The sequence below is a fragment of the Corynebacterium flavescens genome (genome assembly GCF_008693105.1).
GTDB classification, from domain to species: domain Bacteria; phylum Actinomycetota; class Actinomycetes; order Mycobacteriales; family Mycobacteriaceae; genus Corynebacterium; species Corynebacterium flavescens.
Map to the genome: position 1 here is coordinate 1 of NZ_VXKK01000046.1, position 16,920 is coordinate 16,920.

Consider the following 16,920-nt stretch of genomic DNA (forward strand, 5'->3'; position numbering starts at 1 on the left):
ACGGCGTCGGCGTCGTTGTCGGTGACGGTCAGGAGGCTCTGGTGGCGTAAGGAATCCTGTTCCGTCAGCGGTCAGTTCATCGCTGAGTCAACCGCTGGCGGATACACCACTCAAAAGGACTTGACCAGAACACCTGATGAGGCGTTCATTCAAGCGCTCAATAGTGTATCGGCCAATCTCACACCGGGACTTACGGAGGATGTCGGGTGCGTTATCATCTTCCGTTATCTCACCCGACACTCCGCGGTGAGACTCTCATCTGCGGTTACGCTTCTCCAAACCTCAGAGGCCACTGCCCGACAAATAAAGGTGTTTCTGGTCCAACAACGGCTAGTAACCCCTGTTGATACTCGTCCGGATGAGTGGATCTTGGGTGACGTAGTGCGCTCATTGACCAAAACGATTCTTTCGATCCCCCTCGCCGTTCCGTCAGTGCATAAGTGGATCGAAGAACGCATGCTGGCAGGCGAAGCACTCACGAACAAAGAGATTTCCCATGCAACCGGTGTCGCGTCCCGGGATGTGACGGACGTACTTCGGTACTTGGCCAGCAGTGGAGTGATAATGAAAGATTCGAACGGGCCATCGCGGGGTCCGGGAGTTCGATGGGTTCATGCCTGAACTGGCAAACAGACACCCTCAACACAAGACCTCCCTATTGCTTCACAATCATCACCACGCCGACTCAAAATGCCCATCCTAAACACCAACGCCTTCCTCAGCCCGGCGGTCGCCCCCCGTGATGAGCCAGGTCCTATGATTCGTATCCGCAGCGCCAACCGCACCCGCTATCCTATGAAAATGGCCTATGAACTCAGCGATTCCATCACCATCAACGCTTCCCCCGCAGCGGTATTCACCCTATTAAGCGACATCACCCGCACCGGCGAGTGGAGCGCCCAGTGCTACCGCGCACACTGGAACGATGCCGACGATACCCACGCCTCCTACGCCCCCTCCCACTGCATTGGCTCCACATTCACCGGCTACAACCGCACCCCGGAACGCGAGTGGTCCACCACCTCCGAAGTCATCACCTACAAACCCAATACCGAGTTCTCCTGGCAAGTCCTCTCCAGCGGCACCATCTGGGGCTACCGGATGGAACCAGCACCCAATACAAACGACGCCACCCTCCTCACCGAATACACCGCCTTCACCCCAGCCGGCGAAGCCTACTTCCGCAGCAAATTCGGCCCCGACGCCACCGCCCAGGAAGCACAACGCCAGCACGCCGCCAATGCCGGCATCACCCAGACGCTCACGCGCATCAAGGAAATCCTCGAGGGTTAGCAGGAATCTCCTAACACTCCTTTAGAGTTAGCCCAAAGGGCTCTCTCGGAGGCTAATTGCTATTTGAACGTATGTTCGCCACTTAGGCTAGAATGAGCGGAAGCGGCGGGATAATTTCGTGAAAAAGGAGGGCGTTGTTGAGCGCTAGTCAGTACCAGAGGCAGCTTGAGAGCAAGCGCAAGCAGCGCGCTGAAGCAGAAACGAAAGCAGGGGCCTTCAGATCGAAGGAGTCCACCAAGCGGGCTGCAGCGGGAAAAGCCCGTCAATCAGCTGTGAAGACCAAGAGTGAGGCTACTTTTAGGTCCAAAATGAATGAGGCTGAACGTCGGGAAACTGAAGCAGTCACCGCCGGAAAAGAGGCCAACCGGTGGGAAACCAGGGCAGCTGATTACAGAAAAGCAGAACGACTACTCCAAGAAAAGCTGACGAGAGCGGAGAAGTCGGAGGCTGCAGCGGCAGATCACAGGCAGCGCCAAATGGAGCATCAAGCTGCGAAACGAGAAGCAGCTGAACGGTCCGCGGTGAATGAGCGTCTCAGCCGAGCAGAGTCATCCGTCGGTTACGTGTTGAGCAGGCTCCCAGAACCCAAGCCGGAGAAACTGCGTATTCTCATGCTAGGGGCATCGTCTGACGGAGACCTTCGTATCGGCAGAGAGATGAAACGAATTCAGGACGCGATCCGAACGGCACTGCTCCGTGATGCCATCGAGTTCGATGTGCGGCCGGCAGCAACTCCAGATGATCTTCTCGACGGAATCTCCCAGTTCCGCCCGCACATCATTCACTTCTCGGGACACAGCGATGAGGAGTTCCTTGTACTCGAAGCGGACCGAGACGAAGGGGGTCTGAGTGCCGAAATCAGCGCGAGGGCATTCGCCAGCGCAGTTCGAGCTACTGATACTCCGCCACTGCTTGTCGTACTGAATTCATGCAGCTCCGCAAGTCAAATCGACGCACTGGTTGAGCAAGTTGTGCCGTTCGCAATAGGAATGTCGGACACCATCCTAGACGGGGATGCAATCAACTACGCCGCTCGATTCTACGCGAACATCGCCAACGGGCAGTCTCTGACATCAGCTCATCAGGCTGGAAAGGCACGTCTAGAGATGGACGGAGCTGAGGGGTGCGATCTGCCGACCCTAGCGTCGGCAGAACAAGCAGATCCGGTGACCACAATACTGGTCCACCAGGCGGACTAGCACAGGTAATAGGAGCAACCCACCAAGTACCGTGGGCCGTCACCTCCTAGAGAGTTCTGGTTCAGCGAGGCTTAGGCCCGACCCCGAGAAGTAGTCCTTCAGCTCTCTGGACGATTGCAAGTTCACTCTGTTTCGTCACGATCTGTCCGCATCTCCTCCAAGGCCAAAGAATCTATCAAAGAACACTCCGAGTCGCTGTAGTACGCGTTGCTTCTTTTCCCCCAGGCCGCCATTGGGTGCAAAGCGTGACACTGGCGGCATTACCTTCGTTATAGCGGTCCCAGAAGCTGCTATGGCCCCATCGCGAAATGCTGTCTCCACAAAGACTTTCGTCTCCGCAGGCTTGAGATGCTCATCAGCAATAATGTCTTGGAGCTCCTGCTCCTTCTTGGCTGCAATGAATGCCTGCCACTCTTGGTCGATTTCGCCGTCGACGCTCAACGAATCAACGAAAGCTTCGACCAGATCTCTTTTGTTGCGCAGTGATGGACTCGAATCCACGGCCCGCGAGATCTCTGCGCGGACTTCCTTGTCCTGGCCATCACCCCGGCTCTCACGGTACTTCTCAACCAGCATTAAGATGTAATCAACGTTGATTTCAACCTGCTTGATTAACTCGATTTCGAAGACCACATCATCATTGATCGCTTCCTTATCCGCATCAGACTCTTTACGGAACTCCGCGTACAAATCCAGATAGCGGCTCCTATAATCCTGGTCCTGGCGAGGACTAAGAATCTCATTGCCAACAAACTCATCGAAAGACGTCAGAATATTCTGCAACCTCAGAATGCTGCCGAAAAGCGCGATGAATTCTTTCTCTGCCTCTTCACCGAGGATTTGTTGGTCCAGGGGATAGATATCGAGAAGCTCAGTGATCTTCTCCGCATATTCTGAGTAATAGTCGTGATATGGCTTCAAGAGAACCACACCGCGAGCGTCCTTGTTACCGAACAACGCGATGGCATCGTTAGTCTGCTGCTCTAGGTCACGAAAGCACACAATGTTGCCATAGGTTTTAACCGAGTTCAGAATCCGATTGGTACGTGAATACGCCTGAATCAAACCATGCGATTTCAAGTTCTTATCCACCCACAACGTGTTCAAAGTTGTCGCATCAAAGCCGGTGAGGAACATATTGACTACGATCACCATGTCCAGCTCACGGTTTTTCAACCGCAACGACAGATCTTTGTAGTAGTTCTGGAACTTCTCCGCCGAAGTGTCATAGCTCGTGCCGAACATCTCGTTATAGTCTTGGATTGCATCTTCGAGGAAAACCCGAGACGAATTATCAAGACCGACAGTATCGAACCCTTCCTCATCCAGATAGTCCTCCGCCTCAGCCTCATTCGCCGCGTAGGAATAAATTATCCCAATCTTGAGTCGTTGGGCTTCAGGAAGATCCTGCTGCTGAATCTGAAAATGATTGTAATAACGCTTCGCAGCATCAATGGAGGCAGTAGCAAAGATGGCGTTGAATCCACGCACGCGTCCCTTGCGCTTTACCTCTACCACCCTTGAACGGCTCTTATCCTTCGCTACCGCAGATACGTTCGCGATGACGCTGTGTTCGTAGCTGCTCTCCCTCTTCGTTTTCTGAGCAAAGTGGCTGAGGGTGTATTCGACAATCTTGCTTATTCGCTCTGGTGCCAGCAGTGCCCTTTCAGTATCGATTGCGGAAACCTGCTTGTCCACGACCTGGCCAACCTGGATCGAATTAACATAATCAATCCGGAAGGGGAGCACGTTCTTGTCGGTGATGGCATCAACAATCGTGTAAGTGTGCAGCTTCTCACCAAAAACCTGCTGCGTAGTGCGAAGAGTTGGACTGCCGCTAGACCCAGAATTCTCCGCAAAGATCGGCGTCCCTGTAAAACCAAACAGGTGGTACTTTCTAAACGCCTTAGTGATCGCTTGGTGCATATCCCCGAACTGAGAACGATGGCACTCATCGAAGATGATCACCACGTGCCCACCAAACACCGCATGTCCTTTGTTGCCGGCAATGAAAGTAGACAGCTTTTGAATAGTGGTGATAATAATCCTCTTTGAAGGATCTTCCAGCTGCTTCTTTAATACCGCTGTAGATGTGTTTGAGTTCGCCGCCCCCTTTTCAAAACGGTCGTACTCGCGCATGGTCTGGTAGTCCAGATCCTTACGATCCACTACAAAAAGAACCTTGTCGATGTCATCGACTTTGGACGCCAACTGCGCGGTCTTGAACGAGGTGAGTGTCTTTCCTGAACCAGTGGTGTGCCAAATATAGCCGCCGGCTTCAATCGAGCCGTACTTCTTGTAGTTCGATGAGGTTTCGATCCGCTGCAGAATCTGCTCCGTTGCCACGATCTGATACGGGCGCATCACCAGCAAAGTCTTATCCACGGTCAGCACACAGTACTTCGTCAACACGTTGAGAAGTGAATGCTTAGCAAAGAAGGTCTTAGCAAAGGCCGAAAGATCCTGAATCGGCTTGTTTCTCGCATCCGCCCACCACGAAGTGAATTCGAAGCTATTCGACGACTTCTTACCCTGGGCCTTGCCTTGCCCCTCACGAAGGTGCTGCGAACGCGTCGTATTGGAATAGTACTTAGTTAAAGTGCCATTGCTGATGACAAATAGCTGCACATAGTCGAACAAGCCCGAACCAGACCAGAAACTCTCCCGTTGGTAGCGATTGATCTGGTTAAACGCCTCGCGAATGTCCACACCCCGGCGCTTGAGCTCCACATGAACCATCGGCAGACCATTGACCAAAATAGTGACGTCATAGCGATTGGCGTACGTGGCTCCACCCTCGCCCTGCGCAACCTCGTATTGGTTGATCACTTGAAGCCGGTTGTTGTGGATGTTCGATTTATCTATGAGTGTAATGTTCTTCGTCGAACCGTCATCACGCTTCAGCAATTGAATATGATCCTCTTGGATACGGACTGTTTTCTCAACAATGCCGTCATTAGCACCGGCAATTCGCTCAGCAAAGAACTGCTGCCATTCCGAATCCGAAAAGGTAACACTGTTGAGTATCTCCAACTGTTTACGAAGATTTTCCTCCAGCTGAGACTGCGAAATCACCGGAAGATACTCATAAGCCTGAGACTGAAGAAGTTCAATCAACTCTTTCTCCAGTTGAGCTTCCGACTGATATGCAGTTTCTTCAGCTGCATCAGCGATGTACTCAGCGACAACCGTGCTCTCACTACTAACAGCAATCGGATCGTACTTGCGAGGCATCAAATCGCTCATTCCACAGCCGCCCATCTGAAGTTCTTAAGGAATTCAGAGAACTCCGTCTTCAATGCCTCTTTGTGAATATCGTAAACTTCAAAAGAATCAGTGTCCGCAATACGATCGTGACTGTAGAGGTTGAGAATACTTTTGAGTATGGGTGCATTCATCCCAGTTAACAACTGTGTCCACCCTGAATACCCCAGAAAGTTCGCGGTTTTCTCAAGAAGCGTGCGGAACTGGTTGAAATGGATCCGTTGAATCTTGTTCTCTGAAATCGCCCGTTCTAGATCTCCTATGATGCTGAGATGGTAGCTGAATGGAGAGTCTTTTGGCTGTTCCTCTAATTCCCAACCAGTTTCCACCCCCCGCTGAAGGAGACAGGCCCGTTTCGAGAGTTGCTTTGACTTCAATGAGTTGAACAAGACGTTGAAAAAAAGCGCATGGTGAGTGGTAACCAAGAACTTCAAATCGAGTTGCGCTGCACGCTCCATGAGGTCGGACAAAGCGAGTGCTACAGTGATGATCCTCATGTCATCCATCGACGAAACTGGGTCGTCAATCACGACCATCGCTAATGCATCGTATTCCGCCGTGGAACATAACTCTTCGTCCTCGAGCAAAACGTCAACCGCTTCGCTAAGTACAGTGAAGTAAACGCACCAAACAAATATGCTTTCTTCAGCACGAGATAGCTTAATTCCGTCAATAGGGTTGTCATCACCCCTGTACACGCCGAAGGTTATCTCTCCACTTGCGAAGTCCAGCGTTGGCTCAATTCGTTCGTTCGTGAATCTCTGAAAGTTCTTTATGATTTCCCCATCAAGGCCTTGCGTTACGATGACACTCAGTAGTTCTGAATCAAGATTCATCTTGAATACAACTCGTTCATTGTCCCAGATAAAATCGTCTTCAACCAATGCGTTATAGAGCATTACCCCCTCAGGATTCTGCTCTTTCAAAGACTGTGACAGCCGAGTCTTACCGATGGTATTTGGAGCAAAGATTAGAGTGTTATTGGCTTTTGCTCTCCGCAGTTTATAGGCCAAGTCTTGGAGTGATTCGTAGTGCATAATTACTCAACCTCTCTTAAGCTGAGCAGCTGATCTCGGTAGTACTCATACTGCTTATGACGAGCCGCAATTTCGGCGGGCAGGCCTGCGGAAAGGTCGTTGACAAGTTCGTCGAATCGATCCAGAACTGTTGCAATTCCGCGCTGCTCATCAAGAGAGGGAAGAGGAACCATAAGCTCCTTTAAACGCTTGCCGGTTAATAGAGGCTGTCCTCCACCGACCGCGTATTGGTTTAGATTCATGCGTGTCAGTTGATGGAATGCAAATCTAATATCCCAACCGTAGTTTGGTTTGATGATTAAAGTGTTGTCTGACACGTCGTAGCATCCAGAAGCTACATTCACCATCCCAGCATTTGCACCTACCCGCGCAATAAGGAGCGAATCGCCAGAGTAATTGTATTCATTTGTAGTGCCGATCTTCCCTGTCGAACCGAAAACAGGAAATTTCCCGTCTTGAACTCGAGACTTATTCCTACCAGACGATATGCTTTCAACAATTTGCGTGAGTGATACTAACGGTACATTTGGTAGTTCAAGCAAATCAGCCCGGTAATGCCCATATTGCTTCTTACGCGCTTCTAACTCCGCTTCTAACTCCGCTTCTAACTCCGTGAACTTATCGAGAATTTCGACGATGACACGTTGGACTTCAAGAGGGGGAACAGGGATAGCTGTCTTCGAAACATTTCTTACGGAAATTGAAGAAATCTTTTGCTTTATCTGATCCCGAAAACCGCTTGAAGCGAAAAAGTACGAAAGAAACTTAGAGTTCATCGGGCTCGAAATAACATAGCAAGCATCATGAATCACTACAGGTTCGTTTCCAAGCCAAGCCACCGACTTTCCAATATCCGCTACAGTCTCACCCGAAGTCGCCATAATGACATCCCCCGGTGCAGCAAATCGAAGTGATTTGGCTCGTTCTACGGAAACGAAGGAAAAGCTCTCTTCAGCGGAGATGCCATACCTAGTGTAAATCTCACCGTAATGAATACAGGGAATCCCTGATTCAGTGATGTCAGCCTTCACAAAACGCTTTCCTCGGAAAACATTTCCGACTTCTCCGAGTAGCTTGTACTCAACGCCATTCGGGCACAACTCCTCGAGGAGCTTCTCAATCTGGTTCATTTGGTCTTTTCTCCGATCATGCGTACCAGAAGCGACACCATGAGGTCTTTTTCTAGAGGTTTGCTCATCGCTACCAGCAGCGTGATTGTGGTTAGAGCATTACTGGACATTCGAGATACTCCATCAAGGCCGTAACGATGTCCGTTCCGAGCTAAAAACGTCACAAACAGTGCGGCCGCACCCCGCTTCTTGCCGTCGGAAAGCGGATGATCTTTCACAAAGAAGTAGAAGAGGTTGGCAGCTTTGCCCTCGGCTGTCGGATAGACCTCTTGCCCACCGAAGCTCTGATAGGTAGTTCCGATAATCCCGGCCAGCCCCTCATCGCGTCCCTGACCGAGCAGATCATCGGAGGGAAACTCCGCTGCCACCTTATGGATAATTGAGCGTGCTTCATCAAGAGTTAGCTCCCAATGGGGATCAACATGTGCATCAGCCTCGATCCGCCCCTCGTCGAAATCTCTCAATGGAATCAGCCTAGGAAGATACTCAGAAAGAATATCTATAGCACCAGAAACTAGCTCGTCATCGGACCTGTCGAGGATTCCCTCGATTTGACCTAGCTGCTCGAGGCGCTTCTCATCAACCGCATAGCCCTTCACCAGAACATCACGCAGACGCTCGGTGGCCCAGATACGAAACTGGGTCGCAGCCATACTCTTGACCCGGTATCCAACAGACATAATGGCGTCAAGATTATAGAAAAGCACCTTGCGGCGAACTACAGGTGAGCCTTCAGATCGAACTAGTGAGGATTCCTTACTAGTTACTGATTCGACAAGTTCTCCCTCATCAAAAACATTGTGAAGATGCAACGTGATGTTTTCATGGGTTGTGCCAAAGAGTTCTGCGATCTGCCGCTGGCACATCCAAACAGTCTCCTGCTCAAGCCGGACCTCTATGTCAGGAGTGCCGTCATCCCGTTGGTACAGCAGCACCTCACCGCTCGATGCTTCATCCATTACGCGGTGCCCTCAAGATCAGCCACGATCGCATCAATCTCAGTTCGAAGCACGGCTTGGCGGGCAACGATTCCCTGAATCTCAGCATTGAGCGCCTTAATGTCAATGACTTCACGGGTATCTTCCGGCTCCACATAGGATGAGACCGCGATGTTGTAGTCGTTGTCCCCGATAGTTTCGCTGCTGACCAGCTTGGCGAAGTACTCAATGTCTTCCCGTTTGGTGTACGCCTCAAGAATCTTGTCCTGATTGGGCTGCTCCAACTTGTTCTTGTTGCCACTACGTTTGAACTCAGCCGAAGCATCAATGAACAACACGCTGTTATCCGTTTTGGACTTCTTCAACACAATGATGCAAGTGGCGATCGTCGTCCCAAAAAACAGATCCGGCGGAAGCTGAATAACCGTGTCCACAAAGTTGTTGTCGATCAGGTACTTCCTGATCTTTTTCTCCGCGCCACCCCGGTAGAGAACTCCGGGAAACTCTACGATTGCGGCTGTGCCGTTGACAGCCAGCCATGACAGAATATGCATCGTAAACGCCAGATCAGCCTTGGACTTCGGGGCCAAGACTCCTGCAGGAGCAAAGCGCGGATCATTGATCAACACTGGGTTGGCATTGCCCTCCCACTTGATCGAATACGGAGGATTAGACACAATCGCCTCAAAAGGCTCATCATCCCAATGCTTCGGATCCGTTAACGTATCCCCGTGTGCAAGATCAAACTTCTCGTAGTTCACGTTATGGAGAAACATGTTGATGCGAGCAAGATTATAAGTGTTTAGATTGATCTCCTGCCCAAAATAACCTTGGCGCACACCGTCTTTGCCCAACACCTTGCCGAACTTGAGGAGCAACGAACCTGAGCCGACTGCTGGGTCATATACCTTGTTCACACTGGTCTTTCCCACCACGGTGATACGGGCCAGAAGTTCTGAGACCTCCTGCGGAGTGTAGTACTCTCCACCAGACTTGCCGGCAGAAGAGGCATACATACCCATGAGGTACTCGTAAGCATCACCGAAAAGGTCAATGGTGTTGTCCTCGAAGCTGCCCAGTGGAAGATCTCCGATGGCATCAAGCAGCTTCACCAGAGCTTTATTGCGCTTGATAACCGTATCCCCTAATCGGTTACTGTTGACATCTAGATCGTCAAAAAGTCCCTTGAGGTCATCTTCACTTGCAGTGCCAACAGCCGAACCCTCAATATTCTTGAAAACTGCAGCAAGGATTTCGTTGAGAGTATCCTCATGGCTCTTTGCGCCCTTTCGGACATTCTCAAACAACTCAGAGGGGAGAATATAGAAACCCTTCTCAGCTACCGTCTCGGCTCTACCAAACTCTGCCTGCTCGTCAGTAATATCCGCATAACTAAAGCTAGCGTCTCCGGCTTCACGCTCCCCACGGTTGATGTATTCGGAGAGATTCTCGGAGATGAACCGATAGAACAGCATTCCCAGGACATAGGACTTAAAATCCCACCCATCCACGCTGCCACGTAGATCATTAGCAATACGCCAAATAGTCTTATGCAATTCCGCGCGCTGGGTTTCTTTCACAGTTTAAACACCTTTTCTTTAAAACTAGTTTGACGTCCTCCCAAGCCAGAGAGAGCACTACTCGAGGAGGCGCTGCCATCAGTTGCCCCGCAAACTCTAATCATTGCTTGGGACACCTACAGCTAAACTTCGAACATTCATCCGGGAGCCAAGCCCTCGGTCATCGTACCTATTGCCTGAATCGAGTGTGTGAGATTGGCATTAGCAGATCTGCCTGGGGTAGAGGAGCCTTCTCCTAGTCCGCGTCTACTCCGCCTCATCAGCCACCACAAGGACGGGAGTGAGGGGAATTAGCCTGCGCCAGCGTTCTGGTAGAGCGTCGTAGTTGTCCATCACTAATGTGACGATGTCTTCACCGGAGAGGAGCCTTAGGCCTGGTCGCTGTCTTTCGATGCTAAGTGCGTCGCGGCTATAGGTGCCGAGGGTGAAGAACAGGCATAGTTCGCCGTCGCCTTGGGTGCCCGCGAGCTGTTGGACTTCGGGGGCACCGATGGTGGAAACACGCTGCTTACACTGCGCTTTAATCTGTGGCGGTTCAACGCCAAGCGGATCTTTGTGGGCGATGATGTCCACGCCGCCGTCTTGGGAATACTGTGTCACGCGTGCTTGATAGCCAATGACACGCAGTAGGGCTGCGGAAAGCTCCTCGAATTCCTGCGGGGTAATGCGGCTGGAAAGGACCTCCAGGATGAAGTCTCTGGTGTGGCGCAGAATGCGCGAAGCTCGTGGTTGCTCCGGGGATTGATCCTCTGCGGGATCCTCATTGGTAGTTGAGGAGTGGAGAGCATCAACGGTTTCCGCAATTTTCTCAGCGTCATCGGTGGAACTATTCAACACGGTAAGGACTTCTTGGGTGTGCCGCGTTATCTGGAAGAGAGTGAGGAAGGAACCAAACTCATAAAGGGCGGACTGCGTAAATACCGTTCGCGGCAAACCTATCTTCACCCACCGCACTGGCCGCCGGTGACGATGGGTCGGTGCATCCGCTTTATAGAAGTACTCGCCGGAGACAACACCGAGGTTGATGGTGCTATCGGGCTTATATGGTGCAACGACGATATCGCCGACAGCTAGCTCATGGGAGAAGCGGAAGAGAACTCCGGCTTGGCCGGCAATACTGCGAGGCTTAGCGTCTGGTTCACGTTCGAGGAGAGCACGCTTGATTCCCTCGCGGCCGCCCGAGATGTTGTGAAGATCGCCAACGTTGTCCCAACCGATGCTGATGAATCCTTGGTCAATTAGCTCGTCGCTCAACGTGTCGTTGTGAATCCCCCAGATGGTTTTAGCCATTGCCCGCCGCGCGCTCCTTGTACTTGTTCTGAACTAATTGTGGCTATTCTGTGCCACAGCTTAGTCGAGCAGTTGCCCCTTACTACATGTAATTGCGGCTATATCAGCGAAAATGCGCGAAGGCTCAGGCCTGACAAGCGTGCTTGCACCCAGTACGATCGCGTTATGAACAAGGGCACACAGGCAGAGTTCCTGCGCCAGCTCATTGAGCAGGAACAATCCATGCACCGGCAGCGCATGTCCATGTACACGCAGGCCTTGGAGCGGCTTCGCCCGGAGGGGTCTGCTTCTACTGCGCCGGAGGGCGTTGTGGCATCGGATGATGCGTCGCAGCCGGTGGAAACACCGAGGGCTACGACGTCCGTACCCTCTCTCCCAACGCAATCAGAGTGGCTCTACCCGCCGCAGATTGCGTCCACTTCGGAGGCGGCGCGGTCTAATCCCTATGCACAGCAGACGACTGGTGTGGGGTCGGGAGCATCTGCTGCTGGGGCGTCGGCGGGGCCGGCGGGGCCAATTGGTGCTGGTGCGTCAGCTGCTGCTCCGGCGGCACCTTTACCGGCACCGGCACCGAGGAAACCCCGCGACCGCGAGGCGCAGATAACGCGTGCGGTGGCCATTGGTGGGGCGGTGATTACGTTCATTGGCGTGGCGTTGCTGGTGGCCATTGCCATCCAGAATGGGTGGCTGGGTCCAGCGGGGCGCGTGGTCTTGGCGCTTGCGGTCTCTGCGGGGTTGGGTGGCGTGGCCTATCGGGTGCGCGCAACTGCACCGCCGGTGGCTTTCCTGGCGTTGGCAGCGACGTCGCTGTACACGGCGTTGGTCACGGTGTTTGTGGTGGTACACGTGCTGGAGTGGTGGCCGGTCATCGTGGGAAGTGTGGGCATAGGGCTGCTCTACGCCGGGGCAACGGTGGCGGTGCTGCGCTACCACGATGGGCGGCTCAATGGCTGCTTTGCCGTGGGCTCGATGGTGGCGGTGATGGCGCACTTGCTGGCGGCGGCGTGGGACCAGAACCTAGCGGCGGCGGTTGGCCTGGTGGTGCCGGCGGCGGCCTTTGTCATCGCGGGCCAGGTGCGCCCGCAGTTGTGGCTACGCAATGTAGCCGGCCTGGTGCTGGCCGTGGGGTTGGGCTTTGCCTTTGCTAATTCTGCTGGCGCAGATGGCGCCGCTGGCACTGTTGGCGCTGTTGATGCTGAGTGGATCCTGGCGGTGCTGGCGGCCGGGGCGATGGTGGCCTTGAGCATTGCGCCGGGGTGGAACCCGGGGCGGTGGTATGGGGCTTCGCCAAGCGCGGCGGCGCGGCAGGCCTGGCACATAGGAAAGGTCCCAGATGCGGCGGCCAGTGTGGCAGCGCCAGTGGTGCTGGCGTGGACATTGTCCACGTCGGCTTGGGGGTTTGCGCAGGTGTTAGCGGTGCTGGCGGCCGCGGTCGTGGCGGGCGTGTCCTTGATGGCGCGCTTTGAGCGTGCGCCGGTGCGGTTGATGGGGCAGGTGCTCGTGGGTGGCACGCTGTTGTTCTTGTACTTCAACGCGGCGCAGTCCTGGCTCTCTTTGGCGGCCTTCGCGCTCTTCTTCGCGGCGTGGGTGCTGCTTATTCCGGTGATGAGGACGGCGGTGGCCTGGGTGGTGTGGGTGCTAGCCGCGCTGTGGATTACTTCGGATCTGGCCGGGTTTATCACCTATACCGGCGTGCCCATGCTCAGCCAGGCGCGCTACCTTGGCCCGCAGGGTTGCGTGGTGTTGGTCTTCCTCATTCTGGTGGCCACGGTCCTCCTGCGGGGGCGCGGTCACCTGCGCACCTTGCCCACACCGGTGCTCTACGTGGTTGGGCTGTGCGCGCTGTACCTCTCAAGCACGGCGGTGGTGGTGCCGCTGGCGTCTTTGGGTGCCAGCGTCGGTGGAATGTCCCTGATGGTGCTGGGCTTCGTTAGCGGGCATGCGTTGGTCTCCATTAGCTGGATGGGGCTGGGAGCCTACCTGCTGCTAAGCCGCAGGCTACTGGAGAACCGCGCGGCGATGATAACCGGGCTCGTCTTGGCGGCGGCCTCGGTGGCCAAACTCATCTTCTTTGACCTGTCTGCGCTGGGTGGATTCCCGCGGGCCTTCGCCTTCCTCATCTGCGGCCTGGTGCTCCTGGCTGTGGCACTGCGGCGCGGTTCTTTGCGCGCGGGCAAGGGCGAAAAGGTCCCGCCTGGTCATTTATAAAAATTGTCTACCTGTTCTAGAATGGAACAAATGAATGCGGAGATCTCATCGATTGAAAAGTCATCTGTAAAGACATCATTTATTGAGTTCGATATCCTCGAGCAGGCCCCTTATCTAGGGCTCAACTCCGATACCAATATCCTCGATCTGGTCCTGCCGGTCCTGCCGGAAGATCATGGACTTTCCCAGCCGCAGTGGGCCGTCATCACCCACTTCCTGGACCGTTCCGCCACGCTGCGGGAGTTCGCCGCCCCGGAGGGCGTGGAGCTGCCGCTGCATGTCGGTATTCCTGCGCCCTTCAGTGAGATCACGGTGGCGCTGCGCGCAGGGGACGAGGTCCTCGCGGGACCTTTAAGCATTCCCGGCATCAGTGAGAGCCGCCCCTTCCTCGTCCTCGACGGCGAGGGCCGCGTGTGCACCGGGGAGCTGAGCCCCCTCACCTACACGCTCTTAGCACCGCAGGGCACCACCGTGGAGGCGGGAGATCCCACCGCCACGCGCCCGCTGGGGGAGTGGGCTGGGTGGCAGACGTGTGTGCTCAATGCGCATGGGAGGGCTTCGATTAGCGTGGCATTGCCCTTGGCACAGCCGGTGGAACTGGAGGTGGCACCTGCGGTCGACTTCGAGTGGGACACAGACGTCAAGGTGCTGCCCAATGCCCGCGCGCTCGATGGCGCGCCCATCTATACCCAATCGCCCAGGGTGCTCATCCACGCCGAAGGCGACTGGCTGCTCGATCTCACCTACGCGCCCTTGGGCGGGGAAGCCGAGGCCATCTCCGAGGACGAGCTCGAGGCCGGTGGTGCCTTCGAGGTACTGCCCAGTGATCTCTACGAGGACCCGTGGGTGGGCCGCTACCGCCTCTCCCTCTTCCGTGACGGCGAGGAGGTGGACGTGCGTTACTTCACCATCGCCGAGGGCCTGCACATGCGTTTCAAGAACGAGGGCCCGCGCGGCACCGACTTCCGCTTCATCGACGCCTTGGGCAAGTACTCGCCCTTTAGCTATACCCTGGCCTCCAACCCGGCCAAGCACATCGCGCTGGATAAGAAGCTGCGGCACTTCACCGAGACCGAGGCCTACCGCATCGAGACGGTGGCCAGTGAGGCCGGCTATGAGCTCGATATTGAGATCGTGCCCGAGTCCTTGGTGTCCCGCGTCAAGTACATCGGCACCGAACCCGCCGACTACCTGGATAAGACCATCATCCCGGCCAGCCAGCTCGATCTGGACGCGAACTTCACCGTGTATTCCCCGCGGCCTTTGCCGCTGGCGAAGTTCGTCACCATTGACAAGCGGCAGAAGATCAAGGAGCTCGCGCGCACCAGCGGAACCACGCAGGCCGCGACCTTCCTCTCCGTACCCAACGCCACCCTGGCCGGGGCCGTGCGCAAGCAGCCCAGCGCCGAGCTCTTCCTCATGTGGTCCACGTTGAGCTACGAGGACTACCTCGCCGGCCTCCCGGAGGCCGAGCGCGCCTCCCACCTCAACCGCAGCCTCGATCGCCGCATCCTCGAATACGAGGCCTCCGCTGCGACCAGCCTCATCTATGCCGCCATCGCCACCGTGCGCAAGGCCCCGCTGGCCTCCCGCGCGATGCTGAGCGCGGATGGCATTGCGGTGGAACTCAATGGCGAGGAAGCCGCCTCGCTCATCGGCTGGGCCTGGCCCTTAGAGGATCCGGCCAGCGCAGCCGTGGCGCTGCGCCCAACCGAGGCTGGCTTTGAACTCCCGGAGTCCTTAGGCCAGGCTGGCGCCCTGCTTGTCGATGTCCGCGAGCACAGCAATTCTTCCAACCTCGCCGCCCCAGCACGACCCTCGAGCAGCTCTTTGGTTACCACCCGCGAGGGGGGAACTCCCGCTCCAGTCCTCGCCTCCGAGGACTGGAGCGCCCAGGAGTTATGGCAGGCCTTCCATGCCTTGCATACCCTCTCGGTGACCAGCCCCAACGCGAAGCTGCAGGCCATGTTCGATAGCATCATCGAGCTCCTGCGCTCCCACCCACGCGCCGCCGTGGCCGCGCTGGGGGAAAGCGGCATCAACCCCGCCCAGCAGGCCCGCGCCTTGGTGCGCAGCCGGCTTTTCCACGCGCGCCTTGATGAGGGCGAGCCCGTCCGCCTCGATCAGTATCCGAGCCTGCTGGCCGCAATCAGCACCCAGCCAGAAGCACTCACCGAGGCCGCCTCGCCCGAGCTGGCGCAGGCCCTGGCCACCGGCGCCGATAGCGTCACCCGGCCGCTGCTGCTCAACGCCGCCAGCGCCGCCACCCCCAACCCGGAGGTCACCGGCCTGGCGGGGGAAGCCGCCCGCATCCTGGCCCTGCGCGAATGCTTTGCCAATAATGCCGCGTTTGAGGCCCTGGGCACCCTGGAGCAGCTATCCAAGGATGCCACTGCGCTCTCCACCCTCATTCAGGAGGCCGGCGTGGACATGTCTGTCAGCCACACGCTCATCGCACTGGGCGCCTTCGCCAGCGCGAGCACGGCCCCGGAGCGGGGGGCCTCGGCCTGGATGCCCTATATCTCCTACGTCTTTGCCCTGGCTGCACGCGCCCAGGCCGCCGGCACGCTGCCGGATACGCCCCTGCTCAAGGAGGACATGCCCCTGCTTGCCGACGCCATGCCTCTCGCCCCGCGCCTGTTCTTCTACGACCTGCTCACTGCGGAGGCCCTGTTCCAGGCGAAGTAGCCGCAGTTAATGTAACTTCAACGGCCGAGGGAGAAATCCACGTGAATTTGAAGTTACTCTGATCTAAGGCCTGTTATTCCTTAAGTCAGAGATTCGGGATCTGGTGATTATCCACTGCGCCGCAGCTGGATCAATCCATGTCGCCAACTGGGCTATGGCCTGTTGTGCCTCGTCGAGATGAGATTCTTCGGAATGACGACTCTTTTTGACAATGGGCTCATGGTGGGCACACCGGTTACGCAGCCTATAAACCACGTTGACTTCACGCTTGAAATCAACGAGAGAGGGAAGGG

10 protein-coding genes are annotated in these 16,920 nt (G+C 55.4%); 4 read left to right on the top strand and 6 right to left on the bottom strand.

What is annotated here, in order from left to right; genetic code table 11:
- Positions 1-690: 690 nt before the first annotated feature.
- Entirely contained in the window at positions 691-1,293 is a 603-nt protein-coding gene (locus tag F4V60_RS12090) for an SRPBCC family protein (protein ID WP_232315940.1), read from the top strand.
- A 137-nt stretch (positions 1,294-1,430) separates the two neighbouring features.
- A complete protein-coding gene (locus tag F4V60_RS12095; protein ID WP_075730807.1) occupies positions 1,431-2,492 on the top strand; it encodes a CHAT domain-containing protein in 1,062 nt (353 codons plus the stop codon).
- Positions 2,493-2,627: 135 nt separating this feature from the next.
- On the opposite strand, the gene F4V60_RS12100 is transcribed toward F4V60_RS12095, so the two are convergent.
- The 6 genes from F4V60_RS12100 to F4V60_RS12125 form a co-directional block, all read right to left on the bottom strand.
- A complete protein-coding gene (locus F4V60_RS12100) occupies positions 2,628-5,738 on the bottom strand; it encodes a type I restriction endonuclease subunit R (RefSeq protein ID WP_075731391.1) in 3,111 nt (1,036 codons plus the stop codon).
- Entirely contained in the window at positions 5,735-6,793 is a 1,059-nt protein-coding gene (locus F4V60_RS12105) for a hypothetical protein (protein ID WP_075730809.1), read from the bottom strand. The genes F4V60_RS12100 and F4V60_RS12105 overlap by 4 nt, the downstream gene beginning before the upstream one ends.
- Positions 6,794-6,795: 2 nt before the next feature.
- Positions 6,796-7,923 carry a restriction endonuclease subunit S gene (locus tag F4V60_RS12110; protein WP_075730811.1) on the bottom strand — a complete coding sequence of 376 codons (1,128 nt, stop codon included), beginning with the start codon at positions 7,921-7,923 and terminating at the stop codon, positions 6,796-6,798.
- Complete coding sequence (locus F4V60_RS12115; protein ID WP_075730813.1) at positions 7,920-8,882, bottom strand: virulence RhuM family protein/type II toxin-antitoxin system death-on-curing family toxin; 963 nt, start codon at positions 8,880-8,882, stop codon at positions 7,920-7,922. The genes F4V60_RS12110 and F4V60_RS12115 overlap by 4 nt, the downstream gene beginning before the upstream one ends.
- Positions 8,882-10,441, bottom strand: coding sequence for a type I restriction-modification system subunit M (locus tag F4V60_RS12120; RefSeq protein WP_075730815.1), 1,560 nt, complete (start codon positions 10,439-10,441; stop codon positions 8,882-8,884). Before F4V60_RS12120 ends, F4V60_RS12115 begins: the two co-directional genes overlap by 1 nt.
- A gap of 246 nt (positions 10,442-10,687) precedes the next feature.
- Positions 10,688-11,731 carry a restriction endonuclease gene (locus tag F4V60_RS12125; protein ID WP_075730817.1) on the bottom strand — a complete coding sequence of 348 codons (1,044 nt, stop codon included), beginning with the start codon at positions 11,729-11,731 and terminating at the stop codon, positions 10,688-10,690.
- Between the two features lie 165 nt (positions 11,732-11,896).
- Between F4V60_RS12125 and F4V60_RS12130 the strand changes: the two genes are divergently transcribed.
- Positions 11,897-13,939: a DUF2339 domain-containing protein gene (locus F4V60_RS12130; RefSeq protein ID WP_141255921.1), complete on the top strand. Its 2,043-nt coding sequence runs from the start codon at positions 11,897-11,899 to the stop codon at positions 13,937-13,939.
- 30 nt (positions 13,940-13,969) lie between these two features.
- Positions 13,970-16,627: a hypothetical protein gene (locus F4V60_RS12135; protein ID WP_084559234.1), complete on the top strand. Its 2,658-nt coding sequence runs from the start codon at positions 13,970-13,972 to the stop codon at positions 16,625-16,627.
- Positions 16,628-16,920 lie beyond the last annotated feature (293 nt).

Coding starts and splice junctions, on each gene's coding strand:
- F4V60_RS12115 (WP_075730813.1), bottom strand. CDS start 8,882: ATGGATGAAGCATCGAGCGGTGAGGTGCTGCTGTACCAACGGGATGAC.
- F4V60_RS12100 (WP_075731391.1), bottom strand. CDS start 5,738: ATGAGCGATTTGATGCCTCGCAAGTACGATCCGATTGCTGTTAGTAGT.
- F4V60_RS12125 (WP_075730817.1), bottom strand. CDS start 11,731: ATGGCTAAAACCATCTGGGGGATTCACAACGACACGTTGAGCGACGAG.
- F4V60_RS12130 (WP_141255921.1), top strand. CDS start 11,897: ATGAACAAGGGCACACAGGCAGAGTTCCTGCGCCAGCTCATTGAGCAG.
- F4V60_RS12135 (WP_084559234.1), top strand. CDS start 13,970: ATGAATGCGGAGATCTCATCGATTGAAAAGTCATCTGTAAAGACATCA.
- F4V60_RS12090 (WP_232315940.1), top strand. CDS start 691: ATGCCCATCCTAAACACCAACGCCTTCCTCAGCCCGGCGGTCGCCCCC.
- F4V60_RS12110 (WP_075730811.1), bottom strand. CDS start 7,923: ATGAACCAGATTGAGAAGCTCCTCGAGGAGTTGTGCCCGAATGGCGTT.
- F4V60_RS12105 (WP_075730809.1), bottom strand. CDS start 6,793: ATGCACTACGAATCACTCCAAGACTTGGCCTATAAACTGCGGAGAGCA.